The following is an 18,983-nucleotide window of genomic DNA, read 5'->3' on the forward strand; positions in this document are numbered from 1 at the left end:
GATTTTCAAAGTCGTTTAAATGTTATTGAATATGGTTTTAGTGTATAAAAGTATTTAATTAATTCTGTCAAAATTGTCGCATGATATGGTATTTAGAAAAGTTATATAATATGTTCGTATCAATTAATATATATATATATATATTAACAAATGAACTTATATTTATTATTTTTTAATTAAATGTAAGTTTTAAAGGAGAACATCTTATGAAAAATAGTAAAAAAGCAAGAGCAATTTTATTGACTTCTGCCACTTTAACAGTTAGTGGACTAGTACCGCTCTCTTTAGGTGTTTCTAGTTCAACTACAGAAGCTGCAGTTGGATTACCTCAGCCAACTGATAACGTTCTGAATTGAATAAAAGAAGGTGAAGAGCAATACTCACCATTTGTCAAAGACTGAGGGGAATCATACTTTAATTACGATAACAATGGAGTTAATTGAAATAACCCAGAAGTTTTATATATCAAGCAAATAGATAACAAACCTCTATTTGGAAGTGATATTGCAAATAATGAAGAATGAGAATTTGAAGCAACATTTAATAATTCTGCTCCATTCAATGGAGTTAGATATTTTCCGAGTTGAATGAAAGACTTTACTTTTGGACTAAACCTTTCAAGTGATTTTCAATTTGTTCCTAATAGTTTTTATATTGAGTCTTATGCAAGCGAAGAAGATAAGACACCAATTATGAGCAAACAAATTACAGAATTGGGCGATTCTAATCCAGCTGCGTGAGATAATTTTGCTTATCCTCTGCACGACACAAACAATAAAACTTATACATTTTCAAAAAATGGTGGATATATTTATAACATTACTACTACAAATATACCTGAGAAAATAACTGATGAAAAAGCACAAAAAGCCGATCCTTTTGGTTATATGATGACTCAAGTTTTTCGTTTTAATGATGCTTATCGTTCACCTATTTATAACTTTATGGATAACTTTACTGCGTTAGGACATGCTGTAGCATTTTGAACATTATATACACCAGATAATAATGTTCCTACACCTATTATCAAGCTTAAATTCAAGATAAGAAAAAGTGCTTTAAGTCCATTGAAAAATGAGCAAGGTAACTTAAGACCAAGTCAAGATTATCCAATTGAGTTCGTTCCAAGAGATTACAACAATTTACAAATTTCATACCGTTCATTTATTAGTGCGTTTTGAGTAGATCGCCATGATGGCTCAGAAAATCCATACTATAGACGGATTAAATCTATCTTTTTAGACAGAAGCAAATTCCAAAATGCATATTTTAAAGCTGATGCAAAAGTCTCAGAAGTAAATAATGAACCTTTATCTTCTGAAGCAGTTACACCAAACTTTAGAACTGATTTTTACTACAACGATTTAAATAATCCGCTTGGTACAATGCAATTTACTGAAAAATCTTTTGCTGGCAAAGGTGTATCTAAAACAGCTATTTTTAGTTACGATGGGTCTAAAGTTCCAGCTTATCCAGCAAACTCAGATAAAGTAAAAAGTGCAGTGACTTATTATGATGAAAAAAGTTTAGAGAATTATTTTGTAGAAGAATCTTTTGAGTATAACAAAGAAACATTCACATATACTGATAATAAAATATTCTGATTTAATAACAAATGATACGAAGCAAAAAAAGAGTTAATTAAACAAATTAAAAATGCAGTAAATCAAGGATGAAGTGGAAATAGAATCCAAGCTGCACTTAAGAAAATTATTGATGCTGGGGAGTTTAAACTTAAATCTAAAGATGAAACTAAGGAACAACTCTTAGCTTTACCAAATATTGCGGATGTTCTCAAACAAATTAAATATTCACAACTTATTTTCCAAAACGTTATTACCCCATATCAAACTACATGACAACAAAAAGATAATCATACTTATTCAAAAGCATCTCCTTCAATTAAAAATCCGTTAGATACATTAATTGAAAAATTTAAATCTTACTACATATATTCACCAAATGGATTAACAGGTGGAACTGTTAATGATACTGCTAAATTAGACGGTGCACAAATGGAAGCTGATTACAATCAAGCTATGAAACTAATTAGTGAACTTGATGGTGAATTAGTTTGAGAAAAAAATGTCGCAAAAGCTAAATTGAATACTGCAGAATATATTATTAGACCACCACAATCAGATTGATTTATAAAAAGAATTGATAAATGTACGACTGTAGCTGAGGTTAAAGCTATTTATAATGAAATTGATCCGTTCAACTATGCGATGAGATCGCTAAAACTAGCACTTAAAGCAGCTGACAGGGTTAAACCAACAATTAAATATACCAATGCATCTGCAAACGTTAAAAAAGCCTTTGATGATGCATATGAACCTGCTTATAAAACTTTTCATTATTCAAATTCACAACTTCCTACTACAGACATTAATTTAATCAATAAATTAACAAATGATTTAACAATTGCCACGAATAATCTAGATGGTCAAGCAATATTTGATTCAGAAATAACTAAAGCTAAAGAAGAAATTAACAAACTTAATTACTTAAATAATGCACAAAAACAAAGTGCTTTAGACAAATTAAAAAATCCAACTAGTTCATCAGTTGTTCAAACTGCAGTTACTGATGCAACTACTTTAAATACATCAATGCAGGCTTTATCTGAAAAAGTGACTGAACTTGAAGGTAAAAAAACCAATCCTAAATATATTAATGCTACAAATCAAGAAGACTTTAATACTGAACTAAATAAAGCAAAAGAATTACTTAATAAAGAAACAGGTTCTAATGAGAATAATTCAGCAGTTACAACTCAAACAACAACTTTACAAAATAAATGAGATGCGTTAAACGGAGATGCAAAGCTTCAAGAAGCTAAAAATACTGCACTAGACAAATTCACTGCAAATAATTATCAATATTTAACCCAAGCTCAAGCTGATGACTATAAAACTAAAATTAATGCTGCTACTACAATTTCAGCAGTCACCCAACTTGATTCAAGTGCATCAAGTTTAAATGATGCGATGAAAAAGGTTAGAGATATTCAAACGGATGCAACATCAACTAAGAAAACCACAAATTACTTAGATGCTTCACAAGAAAATCAAACAGCATTTAATAATGCAGTAACAAATGCTGAAAATAATACAGTAGCAACTGCTAAACCTACTTTAGAACAAGCTGAAGCACTTGTAAAACAATACAATTCTGCAAAAGAAGAGTTAAATGGTAATGCTAATTTAGCAAATGCTAAAACCACTGCAAAACAATATATTAATGGTTTAACAAACCTTAATCCAGCACAAGCAAAAAGCTTAAAAGATGAAATTGATAATCAAACTTCGGTTGCTGGTATTACTCCAATTAAAACAACAGCTAAAACTTTGGATACTTCAATGCAAAGTTTAGCTGATGAAGTTAAAAAAGCAAAAACAGTTCAAACAACATCAAATTATATTAACGCAGATAATCAATCAACATTAAATAATGCTATTGGTGATTCTAATACCTTGCTGGGTGCTCAAGGTGCAAATAAAAATAATACTGAAGTACAAGCACAAATTAAAGCTTTACAAGATGCTGTGACAGCTTTAAATGGTAATACAAGATTACAAGCAGCAAAAAACACAGCTAATAGTGAAATAGATAAGTTATCTAATTTAACAGATGCTCAAAAGAATGCTTTAAAAGCTGAAGTTAATAAACAAACCACAATTGCTAATGTAAATACAGCAAAATCAAATGCTGATGCAGTTAATACTGCAATGGGTGATTTAAAAACTGCAGTAAGTAATGCCGAAACCAAAAAAGCTACACCAGCATACACTCAAGCAACAAACCAACAACCATTTAATGAAGCTTTAACTACTGCAAATACTGCAATTAAGTCAAGTGGTTTAATAAATCCAGCAAAAATTAATGAAATCAAACAAACATTAGACACAGCATCAAGTAAGCTTAATGGTGATACACAACTTAAAAACGCTAAGGATGCTGCTAATGCTGCAATTGAGTTACTTCCAAATTTAAACGATGCTCAAAAGAATGCTTTAAAAGCTGAAGTTAATAAACAAACCACAATTGCTGACGTAAATAAAGCAAAAACAAATGCAGACACAGTTAATGCTGCTATGAAAAAACTTACTGATGCAATTACAGAAAATACAGCTTATAAAACTAATCCAAATTACACAGAAGCAACTTCTGAAACACAAAAACCTTTTAACACAGCAATTACAAACGCAAGTAATGAAGCTAATAGTGGTAAAAATTTAACCATTAGTGATATCAATTCATTAATTAAAACAATGAGTGATGCAAAAGAAAAACTTAATGGAAACGCACAAGTTCAAGAAACAAAAACCACAGCTGAAAGTACGATTAACGGTTTAACTCATTTAACACCAAATCAAAAACAACAACTTAAGACTTTGGTAAATAATAAAATAACCAAATCTGATATTGATAAAGTTGTTACTCAAGCTCAAAACCTTGATAGTGCAATGGAAAAATTAAGTGAAGCAAAAACTCAAGCTGAAAAAGAAAAAGCTACACCAAATTACACAGAAGCAGACAAGGACAAGCAAACAGCACTTACAACTGCAATTAATAATGCAACAACCGCACTTACTGATGCTCAAGCTCAAACAATAGATCCTACGGTAGTTGAAGGTGATACAACCGCACTTACAACTGCAATTAGTGAGCTTAATGGTAATACAAAACTACAAGATGCTAAAGATACCTTTACAAAAGCACTTCAAGGATTAACTTACTTAAATAATGCACAAGTTGCAAAATTAAATCAAGAATTAACATCTGCTAATACAATTCAAGCAGTCACTGCACTACAAACAACAGCAACAGAACTTAATGCTGCTATGCAACAATTATCATCAGCAGTTACAACAGATAAAACTGTTAAATCTACTACTAATTATTTAGAAGCAACGCCTTCACTTAAAACAACATTTGATGGCGAATTAAGTAAAGCTGAAGCTGTAATTGCTAAAACAGGTTCAGCAATGGATAAAACCGAAGTAGTGGCATTAAATAAATCATTAAATAAAGCTTATATAGCATTAAATGGTGATACTAACTTAGTAAACGCTAAAACAGAAGCAGAAAAAGCTATTAAAGCTCTGACACATTTAAATAATGCTCAACAAACAGCTTTAGTTAATAAAGTTAAAACAGATACAACAAATACTGTTGAGTCTGTTAATAGCATAGTTACAAGCGCAACTGCTGTAGATAAAGAGATGGAAAATCTTGCAAACGAAGTTGCTGCAGTAAATAAAACAAATTATCAAACAAACGCAAAATATATTGATGCAGATCCAAACCTTAAAACAGCTTTCGAAACTGCATATAACAATGTAAATTCATTAGTAAATAAAACTACTGGTACTGCTAATTTAGATATAGCAAAGATTAAACAATTGGGTACTACACTTAAAGATGCTTATACAGCTTTAAATGGTGATACTAACTTAGCAAATGCTAAAAATAAAGCAATACAACAAATTAATGGTTTACCACATTTAAACCAAGCACAAAAAAATGCATTAAATAACAACATCGATTCTGCAGATACTAACACAATGTCTGCTGTGTCAGGAATTGTAATAACTGCAATACAATTAGATAACTCAATGAATGAACTGCAACAATTGGTAAATAGTTATACTAACCCAGATCTTGAAAAAACATCTGATTACTTAAATGCACCTGCTATTTCACAAGTTCTTTATAAACAACTTTTAACTCAATCACAAAATGTTTTAAAACATAATAATTCAGATAGTTCAGTTAACTTAAATAAAGATGCTGTTAGTTCATTAAAAGAACAGTTAGAAAATGCTCGTAATTCTTTATTAGGAACCTTTATTCTTAACCAAGCACAAGCTAAAGCTAATGCAACCTTAGACACACTAACTAATTTAAATAACGCTCAATTACAAGCCGCAAAAAGAGCGGTAGCAAACGCACTTGTTAATGCGGATGTAGATACAGCGGTAGCAAACGCAACTGCGTTAAATACAAAAATGGGTAATTTAAACCAAGCAATCACAGATGCTAACGGTGTAAAGAAAACAGCAAACTATACTCAAGCAACTGCTACACCTAAATCAGCATTTGATACAGTACTAACCAACGCAACAAATCAAAATAACAAAACTACTGGAACTAACATTGATAGTGCAGAAGTTCAAAAATTAATTAAAGCTTTAAATGAAGCTACAACTGCTCTCGATGGTAACATAGAAGTTTCAAATGCTAAAAAAGCAGCAGAAAAATTAATTACTGATGCTAAAAACTTAACAACTGCTCAAAAGAACGCTTTAACTACTGAATTAAATAATGCTACAACAGTAGCAGAAGCACAAGCGGTCGGAAATAAAGTTACACCACTTGATACTGCGATGAAAGCATTAAAAGATGCTGCAACAGAAGCAAATAAAGTTAAACCAACAGTAAACTACACTGATGCAGACGCTAACAAGAAAACGACATTTGATAACAAACTTACTGAAGCACAAAACGCTTTAAAAGATAATCAAAACACAACACTTGCTGATGCACAACGTTTAGCTCAAGAATTAACATCAGCTACTACAACCTTAAATGGTGATACTAATTTATCAAATGCTAAACAACAAGCTGAAACAGCAATTAAAGCACTTACACACTTAAATGATGCTCAAAAAACAGCGTTAATAAATCAAGTTAAAGATGCTAAAGTGACAACGGTTGCTCAAGTTAATACAATCACAACTACTGCGAATGCTTTAGACACTTCAATGAATAACTTAGAAAAAGCATTAAAAACAATTGATGACTCTAAATATTCAACACAAACTAAATATGTTGATGCCGATGCAAAACTTAAACAAGAATTTGATAATCAACATACAGCAGTAACCAACCTTACAAATAAGAAAACAGGTACTGCGAACCTAGATTCAGCAAATATTGATTCATTAACTACAAACTTAAATAATGCATATAACGCACTTAATGGTGATAAAGCCTTTGGTGATGCACAAGCGGAAGGAATTAAGCAAATTAATGAAACTTTAAATAATCTTAACCAAGCACAAAAAACTGGATTAGTTAAGGCAATTAATAAAGCAACAACAAAAGAAGGTGTTTCTACTGAACTTGCAAAAGCTGTGGCATTAAATACTTCAATGGGCGAACTTAAGAACTTAGTGGATGAGTATAATAAAGCAAAAGTAACAGAAAGTGCAGATTATTTAAACTCTGATCAAACTAAACAACAAGCATATACTAATGCAATAAATAGTGCTACATCACTTACTAATGTAAATAATGCTGCAGAAGATGCAAATAAAGACAAAGCTGCAGTTGATAAATTAAAAGACCAACTTCAAAAAGCTAAACAATCATTAGATGGTCAAAATAAATTAGAACAAGCTCAAAATACTGCTAATACAACCTTAGATACATTAACCAACTTAAATAACGCTCAATTACAAGCTGCAAAAACAGCGGTAGCAAATGCCAAAACTAACGCAGAAGTAACAACGGCTGTTAATACAGCAACTGCGTTAAATACAAAAATGGGTGCTTTAAACCAAACAATTATTAAAGCTAATAAAGAAAAAGAAAAACCTGCATATACTCAAGCAACTGCTACACCTAAAAAAGCATTTGATACAGCACTAACCAACGCAACAAATGCATATGATAAAGAAAAAGGAACCAACATTGATGCAGATGCAGTTCAAGACTTAATTAGAGCTTTAAATAATACTGCAAGTGCTCTAGACGGAAACATAGAAGTTTCTAAAGCAAAAACAGCAGCTCAACAAGCAATTACTAATGCTAAGAATTTAACAACTGCACAAAAAGCAGCTTTAACTAATGAATTAAATAACGCTACAACAGTAGCAGATGCTAAAGCAATTCAAGATAAAGTTAAACCACTTGATGATGCTATGAAAACACTTAAAGATGCTATTAAAGATGCTAAAGCTGCTCAAAAAACTCAAAACTACACTGCTGCAGATTCTGATAAACAAACTACAGTTAATACAGCACTTACAAATGCTGAAGCTGCTGTAAATGATAATGCTAATACTTCATTATCATCAGCTCAGTCATTAACAAAAGCATTAACAGACGCAACTGGTGCATTAAATGGTGATTCAAAACTTACAACTAAAAAAGCTGAAGTTCAAAAAGCAATTACAGATGCTCAATACCTTAATAAAGCTCAAAAAGATGCACTCACACAGTCAGTTACAAACGCAACTAATTTAACAGACTTAAATAATATTGATGCAAAAATATCTCCACTTAATAATGCTATGAAAGCATTACGTGAACAAATCGAGTCAGTTACAAATACTGCTAACACACCAAAATACAAAAATTCTAACGCAACAAAACAAGCTGAGTTCAACCAAGCATTAACAAATGCTAATAATGAAATTAATGATAAAACAGCAACCAACATTGATGTTACAAAAGCAAATCAATTGACAAAAACATTAAATGATGCATATACAGCTTTAGATGGTGATATAGAACTTGATGCTAAAAAACAAGAAGTTATTGGTAAGATAGATAAATTAACTCACTTAACACATAATCAAAAAGAAGCTTTAAAAGCAAAAATTAATAATGCTAATGTAAATACTATTCAAGCTGTTGAAGATATTTATGATGATGCTGATGCGTTAGATAAAAAAATGAATAGTTTAGCAACGGAAATTCAAGATGCTAAAACAAAGACTCTTCCAACACAAGCTTATGCTGATGCTACACCTGAAACAAAAGATGCACTTGATACTGCGATAACTACAGCCGAAACATTTAGTAAATTATCAGATGGCACAAGTTCATTAAACTTACAAGATGTACAAGCTAAAATTGATGCAATTGCAACAGCAATTAGTGACTTAAATGGTGAAAGTCAACTTACACAAGCTAAAAACAATGCAATTACAAATCTTACTAAAGATTATCCGCACTTAAATACAGCACAAATTAATTCATTAACAACTCAAATTAATAACGCTACTTCAAAAGCAAAATTAGAAACTACTTTAACTAATGCTAAAACATTAGATCAAGCAATGGAACAATTAGCTAATGCAGTTAAATCTATTCAAGATAATAATGTTTTAACAAATGCAAATTATTTAAATGCTTCTGAACCAAACAAAACACAATTTAAAGATACTTACGATGAAGCGGATAAATTAACTAATACAACTATTACTCCAAATAGAGATTTAGATGCTACACAAGTAAATACTCTTAAGGAAAAATTAACTACATTACAAAGTAAACTTGATGGAAATAACCAACTTAATAGTGCTAAAGATCAAGCTAAATTAAAAATAGATGCTTTAAATAATTTAAATGACGCTCAAAAAGACGCACTTAAAACAGCAGTAGATAATGCTACAACATCAAATGGTATTTCAGATACATTAACTACAGCAGAAAACTTAGATAAGAAGATGCAAGAGCTTAAAAACAAAGTTGACGCAATTACTAAAGGAACTAATACTCCAAAATACACTGAAGCTTCAAACAAACAAGCACTTGAAGATGCTCTAAAAGCTGCAAATGATGCATTAAATAAAGAAAAAGGTAAAAACTTAAATGATCAAGCAGTTCAAAACCTAATTAATAATTTAGATAATGCAAATAATGCTTTAGATGGTGATAAACAATTAGCTGATGCTAAAACTAAAGCAAAACAAGATATTGATGCACTTTCAAACTTAACACCAAGTCAAAAACAAGCACTTAAAGATAAGGTGGATGATAGTAAAACTAATACAGTTGCTAAAGTAGGTGATGTTGTAAAACAAGCTAAAGACCTTGATACAGCAATGAATAATCTTAAAGAAGCTAAAAAACAAGCTGAAGCTGCTAAAACAACACCAAATTATCGTGATGCTGATAATGACAAACAAACTACATTAGATAACCAAATTAATTCAGCTACTGAGACACTAAAAAATTCAAATGTAACTGATCCAACTCAAATCAATAATCAAATTCAAAACCTTACAAACGCAACTGATAATCTTAATGGTGATCAAAAATTCAATGATTTAAAAGATAAATTAGAAAAAGAAATTGCAGATAGTAAAGAGTTTGAAAATTCAAAAGTATTTAATGATGCAAATAAAGACCAACAACAAGCTTATAAAGATGCAATTAAAGCTGCAGAAGATCTAAAAGATAGTAATAAATTAAATAATCAAGATCAAACTGCGGAACAACTTCAAAACTTACTTGATAATATTGATAAAACAAAAAAAGATATTACATCTACAATCAATAGTTCTGAAGAACAAATTAAGAATCTTCCAAACTTAACTGATAAACAAAAAGATGATTATATTAAAGAGCTACATAACAACCCTGATAAAGCTAGTGATATAGTTAAACAAGCAGTTCAAGTTGATAAAGATAAACAAGATGCTATTAACGAAATTAATAAGCTTCCAAATCTTTCAGATAGCGATAAACAAAAATTTGTCGATCAAATTAAGAATGATGATTCAACCAAAAAAGAAGACTATGATAAAGTTGTAAAACAAGCTATTGATTTAAATAACCAAATTCAAGACGTAATTAATGGCTTAAACGATTTAACAAAAGATTATTCAGATGATAAAGCAAATGATTTACAAAATAAAATCAACAACCTTAAAGACAAAACATCTGAAAGTGACAAATTACAAAATATCTTAGATCAAATTAAGAATAATCAAAAAGTTAAGGAATTACTCAATGATTTAAGAAACTCAGATATTAATAATCCAAAATTACCTGAAATTATTAATCAACTTAATGATGCTACAAATAAACCTAATATTACGAACACAAACCCTGATTTAAATAATACAGTTGATAAAATTAATGATGAAGCTAACAAAAATAAAGCTCAATTTGATGCTATAAAAGAAATGCTTGACGCAATTAAGGAAAATGACTGAAATAAAGTAAATCAAGGTAATAATAAACTTAATGAATTAGGAATTAAGAATAATGATAAGTTTGTTAACTACTTAGGAATTAAAAAAGCATTAGAAATCCTAAACAAAGATATTAAAGATATTACACCAGCAGATATTCAAGCAATTCAATCTGTCAAAGAAGGTAATGCTGACAATATTCTTAAAACAGCTTACGAAGATAAAGTTCAACAATTACTTAAAGATTACGATCAAAATGGTAATAAAGAAAACTTAAGATGACCATGATGAGTGGGACTTGCTGCGATTATCACAGGAATTTCAGGAACAATCTATGGATTATTCAAAAAGAATAAAAAACAAAAATAATTATGGAAGTGAACTAGCTTAAGCTAGTTTGCTTTTTTAATTAACTTTTATCGTTCAATTTTATATAAGTTTTAACCAATTATGTTATGTAGCAATTAATAAATATAAAACGCACTTCCAATTAATATGTCTATAAAATAGGAACAAAAAATTGTATGAAGGTCGAATTTAGAAACTAATAAATTGATAATCAAAAAAGTATTAAGAGAAAAATAGATTTCAAGCATTCCGTTTTTGACAAATTCTTTTTAAAAAAATCAAAAAGTTTATTTTATTATCAAATATAATTAAAAAAATAGCTTTTTGATAAATCTATTTAATTTAAACGAAAATTACTATATGGAGGTATTATAGTATGAAAAATAAAAAAACATGATTATTAGTTTCTTCAACAGTAGTAGGTGTAATTCCTTCTCTAGTTGCGTTATCTAGCATTACGGAAGATTCACAGAAAAATGATGCTAATAATGAGTTAAAAAAACTAGAACATTTAAATAATAAGCAGAAGAACTTTTTTGCTGAAAAAATTGAGCTTGCAATTACTGAAGCAGAAGTACAGAGTGTAATTGCTACAGCTAAGATGTTAGATGCTAAAATGGAAGCTTTAAATAGTGCTGTGCAAAATGGTAATGCAATTAAACAAACTCAAAATTATAAAGCAGCAGAAGATGATTATAAACAGGATTTCGATACAGTTTTATCAAATGCAACAAATGCATATGATAAAACTAATGGACAAAATATTGATGCAAAAGGAATTGAAGATTTAATTAAAAAATTAAAGGTTGCAAATAACAATCTTGATGGTGATGAGTTTATAGCAGAAGAAAAGGAACGAATACAACCTATTATTAGTTATTCAAAAAACTTAACAGAAGCACAAAAAAGCAACTTAAAAAATGAACTTGAAGAAGCGCAAACATTAAATCAAGTGGAAGAAATAGAAAAACTTAACAGCAGATTAGATGAACTTATGTTAAGCATTAAAAATTTAGTAGAAAAATTTAATTCTAATGTAGAAACATTAAATTACAAAGAAGCTAATAAGGAAGCACAAAAACAATTTGATGAAGTTTTAGCAGAGAGCAAATCTATGCTGCAATCAACTAATATAATTAATTTTGATAATTTGGATAGTTATTATAGAAATTTATTAGATGCAAACGCTCAACTTGATGGTGAATCTAGAGTTAGATTTAAGAAAATTTCTTTAAAATCTACAATAAATAAAGGACCTTTAAATAATTCTCAAAGGAATTTCTTTTTAGATATTTTAGAACCAACTAATACAATAGCTGAGTTAGATAAACTTGATTCTCAAGTAGAAAAACTATCAGAAGCGATGAATCAATTAGATACTGATGAAAAAAATTTTTCACCAGTAAGAAGTGAAAATAAATATAAATTTGCTATAAAAGATCTTAAAGAAGCGTTTGATGAAGCGGATACAAACGCAACTAATGTTTTAAATATTAATTCAGAAGCAAATCTAGATGTAAATGCTGTTAAAGAGTTAAATAAGAAACTAAAAGAAGCGTACGAGGCTTTAGATGGTGGAAGAAGACAAGAAAATGCAAATAATGAACTTGATACTCTAACACACTTAAATAAAGCTCAAAGAAAAGCTATCAAACAAGCAATTCAAGATGCTACAAGCGACCAAGAAATTACTGCAGCAATTAATGATGCTAAAACATTAAATGATAAAATGGATGATTTAAATAAAGCTATTACAACAGCAAATGAGGTAAAATCAACTCCAAAATATACTGAAGCTACCAATAAAGATATTTTTAATAATGCTTTAACAAACGCTGAAAGTGCAAAAGATAATGATCTTGGAACTAATGTTAATGCTAGCCAGGTTAATTCGTTAATTAATTTATTAAATGAAGCTAAAGATAATCTTGATGGAAATAATGAGTTACAAAACTCAAAACAGGATACTGACGCAAAAATTAATGATGCTAATAATTTAACAGAGAATCAAAAGAATAATTTAAAAGAGCTACTTAAAAATGCTAACACAGTTGCAGATGTAAACAATGTCGAACAACAAATTAACCCATTAAATGAAGCTATGCAATCATTAAAAGAAGCAATTTCTAAGGCTAATGAAGTTGCTACGACTCAAGATTACTTAGATGCTGATTTTGATAAACAAGAAACGTTTAATAATTCTAAAACTAATAGCGAAAACACAATTGTTCTAGGAACTAATCAAAACCCTAAAGAAATTGAAGCACTTATAAATGAGTTAAATACATCAACAGAACAATTAAATGGTGCAGAAAAACTAAATACAGAAAAAAATAACTTAGATAATGCAATAGTTCGTGCTGAATATTTAAATAATGCACAAAAAACAGCATTACAAAATGAAATTAAAACTGCTTCAAATCTAGAAGACTTAACACAAGTTGAAACTAAAATTAAACCATTAGATGATGCAATGAAATTGTTAAGTGAAAAAAGTGACGACTTATCAAGCCAAAAAAGTACAATTGAATATCAAAATGCTACATCAACACCAAAAGAAAGCTTTGATAATGCACTAACAAATGCTGAAAGTGCTATTAATTATGAAAATGGTAAAAATTTCGATATTGCACAAGTTATCGAATTAACAAATCAGCTAGAACAAAAGTATCATGCTTTAGATGGTAAAGAAAAAATAGATAATGCTGATAATGAAAAAGATTTGGTAGAACCACAAAAAGGCGAATCAACAGTTGAGTCTGTTGCTCAAGAAACACAATCAAATCCAGAAACTAAAGAAGATGAAACAAAATCTGATGAAGACCAAAAAGCAAAAACAGAAGACTCAACAAGCGAAGAAAAACAAATAGATCCTGAAAAAGCACAAAACAATGCACAACCCAAAGATAGTACACAACCAAAAGAAACTAATTCTAATATCGTAAGCAATATTGATAAAAATCATATAGAAGAAAATCAATCTATACAAAAAGCGATTCAAAAGGTTAATGATTTACTATATCTATCTGATGTTGATAAATCTAAAATAATTTCTGAAATTCAGAATAACATTAATAAAGATAAAGCTACTTACAATAAAATTGTGAATGATGCTATATCTTTAGATAAAGAAATTGAAGACATAGTTAAAACTCTGAACGATTTAATGAATGGCTATTTACAAGATAAATCTAAATCAGCTCAATCTGCTATTGATAAAATCAAAGATAAAAGTAGTCAAGTAGGGACCTTACAGCATACTCTAATATTAATAACTAATAAACCAAAAATTCAAGCATCACTTTATGACTTAACCTATTCAAACATTACCGATCCAAAATTACAAAATGTTATTGATTATTTACAAAACACAATATCAAAAAATGTTTTTGGAGCTAATATTTATAGTTTAAATAATGTAATATTTAAAACAAGTCAAAAGCAAAAACAACAATTTGATGGAATTCAAGAAATGCTTGATGGACTGAAAGAAAATAATTGAGATAAAGTAAATTTAGGAAATTATAAACTTAACAAAATAGAAATTAAAAATAATGATCTTTTCGTTACTGCTTTAAAACTACAAGATGCTTTTAATATTTTTAAAAAGAATGTCAAAGACATTACTTTAGAAGATATTTATAAAGTCAAAAATGTCAATTTTGAAAAAGCAGATAATGTACTTCGAACAGCATATCAAGAAAAGTTAGATCAATTGTTAAGTGAATACACTAAATTATACGGAACAGAGAAATTAAGATGACCTTGATGAGCTGCTTTATCAGCAATCATTGTAGGTATAGGTACTACAATATTTGGTTTAATAAAAACCAATAGAAGAGAAAAATAATTTTAAAGAGTAAACTAGATTCAAGCTGGTTTGCTTTTTTGTTTATTGCAATTTTTTAGGTATAAAAATATGAAAAGCAAAATTAAAAATTCACTTTTTAGCACTCTTATCTGCTAATTTAAATATAATTAAAATAATATTTATAAATAGAAAGGAATGGATGAGTAAACACAAAATTATTGACTTGTTTGCAGGTGCTGGTGGACTAACTTACGGTTTTTATCATAATGATTTTGAAATAGTTGAAACTGTAGAATTCTGACAACCTGCTGTGGACACTTACAACTTAAATTATGGTACAAAAGTTACAACAACTGATATTACACAAGAAGGCTTAGTTCAAGAAATTGCTAATAATTGAAAGGGTATTGCTGATGTTGTAATTGGCGGATTTCCTTGTCAAGGATATTCGATGGCTGGTCGTAGAGACCCACACGATGACAGAAATCAATTATATAAATACACAATTAATTTAATAGGTCTAACACAACCAAAAGTGTTTGTGTTAGAAAATGTTAAAGGAATTTTATCTTTTAAAGAACATGACGGTGTACTTGTTACTGAAAAAATCCTAAAAATGCTAGATGATTATGGTTATTATGCAAAATTTCAATTAGTTGATGCGTCTAAATTTGGTGTTCCACAAAAAAGAGAAAGAGTAATTTTTATTGGAGCTCCTAAAAAAGATTCCGATAAAGTGGACCAAGTTATAAATATGATTCAGAATTATCAAGTAAATGAACAAACTGTTTTTGCTTCTATTAGTGATTTAGAAGACAAACCAGAAAATTACTTACCTAATCATATTTTCACTAAGCACACGTCAGAAATGATTGAAAAATTAAAAAATACACCTTGTGGTAAAAGTCCAATGAAAAATTATTCCGATGCATTTAGAAGACTGTATTATGATAGACCTTCATATACCGTTAAAGAAAATCACGGAGGTGTCCACGTTCATCCAAAATTAAATAGAGTGCTTACTCCTAGAGAATTAGCGAGACTACAAAGTTTTCCAGATGATTTTGTATTTTGCTCGACCAAAAGTAATATTTTAAAACAAATAGGTAATGCAGTACCTCCACTCCTTTCAAAACGTATTGCAAAAATGGTTAAAAAAGTATTTTTTGAAGATAATAAATAATTTTAGATTTATCAAATAAAGAAATAAAGGTGAATTATGAAAAAAGAAGAAGTATTAGAAAAGTTAATTAACCAGTCATTGGAAAAAATTATGTCTGATCGTTTTGGTAAATACTCTAAATATATTATTCAACAAAGAGCCTTACCAGATGTTCGTGACGGTTTAAAACCTGTTCAAAGACGTATTTTATATTCAATGTTTGGATTGGGTCTTGAATATGACAAACAATACAAGAAATCTGCTCGTATTGTTGGTGATGTAATTGGTAAATATCACCCTCATGGTGATATTTCAGTATACGAAGCAATGGTTAATATGTCTCAATGATGAAAAATGAATATTCCACTTTTAGATATGCATGGTAATATCGGTTCAATTGATGATGATCCAGCTGCTGCAATGCGTTATACTGAAGTTAAAATGTCTAAAATAGCAAATTACATTTTAGGAGATATCAAGAAAAACACAGTTTCTTTTGTTCCTAACTTTGATGATTCTGAAACCGAACCAACTGTGCTTCCAAGTATTTTTCCTAATGTGCTAATTAATGGAGCTAAAGGGATAGCAATTGGTATGGCAACTGAAATGCCACCACATAATCTTGGTGAAATTTTAGATGCTACGATTTATAAAATTAAAAATCCTGCTGCATCACTAGAACAACTAATGCAATTTGTAAAAGGGCCAGATTTTCCAACTGGTGGAATTATCTACGGAACAAAAGGAATTTATGAAGCTTTCGAAACTGGACGGAATGAAAAAAATAAAATTAAGCTATTTTGTAAATATAACGTATTTACAAAAGGTAAAAACCAATTTATCCAAATCACTGAAATCCCTTACGGAATAGTTAAATCTAAATTAGTTTATGACATTGATGTTTTAATTAATAATCACGATATTGATGGTATTTTAGAAATCAAAGACCAAAGTGATCGTGATGGGTTAAATATTTTAATTACTTTAGATGAAGGTGCTAATATTAACAGTATTTTAAGCTATCTTTTCCAAAAAACCCAAATGCAAATCACTTATTCATACAACAATGTTGTTATTAAAAATAATTCACCTAGAACACTTAATTTAACGAAATTATTAAACGCTTATATTGAACATATCTCAGATGTAAAACAAAAAACTTTGGAATATGATTTACAAAAGAATTTATTACGTTTAGAACTTGTGGAAGGATTTATTAAGGTTGCTGAAATTACTGACCAAGTAATTAAAGTAATTAGAAAATCAGAAGGTTCAAAAGCAGGAGTTATTGCTGATTTAATTAAGCACTTTGGATTTAGTGAAAATCAAGCTCGTGCAATTGCGGAACTTAAACTTTATCGTTTAAGCAAAACAGATAAAGAAGCATATTTAAAAGAAAAAGAAGAACTTGAAAGTTTAATTGCAAAAATTAAACACTTATTAAGTGATAAAGATGCATTTAACGATTTCTTAATTGCACAACTACAAGAAATGAAAAATGAGTTTGCAGTTCCAAGAAAAACAATTATCAAGGATCGTGAATTTGACTTTAGTTATGATGAAACCGACTTAATTAAAGAAGAAGAAGTTAACATTGGAATTTCACGTCATGGTTATATTAAACGTATTTCACAAAGAGTGGCTGATAGTAATGATTTTGCAAACTATGTTTTAAAAGAAGAAGATTACTTAATTCACTATGAAAAAGCTAATACTTTAAATAATTTATTAATTTTTACAAGTATGGGTAATTATGCAATCATTCCAATTTATAAAATTAACGAATCAAAATGAAAAGAATTAGGAATGCATTTAACTGATTTTGTTGATATTCACCCTCAAGAAGAGATTGTTTCAATCATCGAAGTTAAGGATTGAGATTCATTAGTTTATGTTGCTTTAGGTACAAAAAACGGAATGTTTAAAAAAGTTTTACTAAAGGACTTTTTAGTGACTAGATTAAATAAAGTTTATACAGCAATTAAAATCGAAAATGATGACCAAGTGGTTAATGCTTGTTTAACAAATGGAAATCACGATATTATTATTCTTACTAAAAACGGTCTTTCAAGTAAATATTCAGAAAATGATTTAGGATTATATGGTCCAAAAGCAAAAGGAAATAAAGGAATTTATTTATCACTTAAAGATTCTGTTTCAAACTTTACAGCAGCTTTAAATGAAGATGTTATTACTTTCTTAACTGATGATGGTTACCTTAAGAAAATGAGATGTAAAAAAATTCCTGCTATTCCAAAGAATATTAAAGGAAAACCAATTTTTAAAGAAGAAACAAGCACCACGGACTTTAATGTTTCAGATATGTATCCAACACGTGAAGATGATCAATTATTAATTAAAAATACATTAGGTCAAACTTTCTTAGAACCAATTAAACAATATTCATTCTCAAAAGCTAATCCTCTATTAATTGAAATCAAGGTTCCGAATTTATATAAAGTTAGAATTAAAAAACATTATCGTGAATGAATGATGTTAGGCAATCAAAACTTATTTACTAAAGAAAAAATAGAAGAAGAACAAAAAACTTTCGAGGAAAGCAAAAAAACAATTGATGAAATTGATTTTGATGCAATCGATAAAAAACTTTCTGAATTTAGAGAAAAATACAAAAAATAATGTAATTGCAAAAACAATGAGCATAAGCTCATTTTTTTGATATTTTTGTGAAAAATAATAAAATTATATTAAAGAGAAAGAATGG

4 protein-coding genes are annotated in these 18,983 nt (G+C 29.1%); all 4 read left to right on the forward strand.

The window, feature by feature from the left end:
• Positions 1-206 precede the first annotated feature (206 nt).
• Complete coding sequence (locus ACPYPZ_RS00315) at positions 207-11,306, forward strand: hypothetical protein (RefSeq protein ID WP_426461345.1); 11,100 nt, start codon at positions 207-209, stop codon at positions 11,304-11,306.
• A 355-nt stretch (positions 11,307-11,661) separates the two neighbouring features.
• The gene (locus ACPYPZ_RS00320) at positions 11,662-15,135 is read left to right on the forward strand and encodes a hypothetical protein (protein ID WP_426461346.1); all 3,474 of its coding nucleotides are present in this window, start codon (positions 11,662-11,664) and stop codon (positions 15,133-15,135) included.
• A gap of 160 nt (positions 15,136-15,295) precedes the next feature.
• The gene (locus ACPYPZ_RS00325; protein WP_426461347.1) at positions 15,296-16,279 is read left to right on the forward strand and encodes a DNA cytosine methyltransferase; all 984 of its coding nucleotides are present in this window, start codon (positions 15,296-15,298) and stop codon (positions 16,277-16,279) included.
• 36 nt (positions 16,280-16,315) lie between these two features.
• Positions 16,316-18,898: a DNA topoisomerase IV subunit A gene (locus tag ACPYPZ_RS00330; protein ID WP_426461348.1), complete on the forward strand. Its 2,583-nt coding sequence runs from the start codon at positions 16,316-16,318 to the stop codon at positions 18,896-18,898.
• The last annotated feature ends 85 nt before the right edge of the window (positions 18,899-18,983 follow it).

It is taken from the genome of Mycoplasma hafezii (genome assembly GCF_049942695.1).
In the GTDB taxonomy this organism is placed as follows: Bacteria; Bacillota_I; Bacilli_A; order Mycoplasmatales; family Metamycoplasmataceae; genus Mycoplasmopsis; species Mycoplasmopsis hafezii.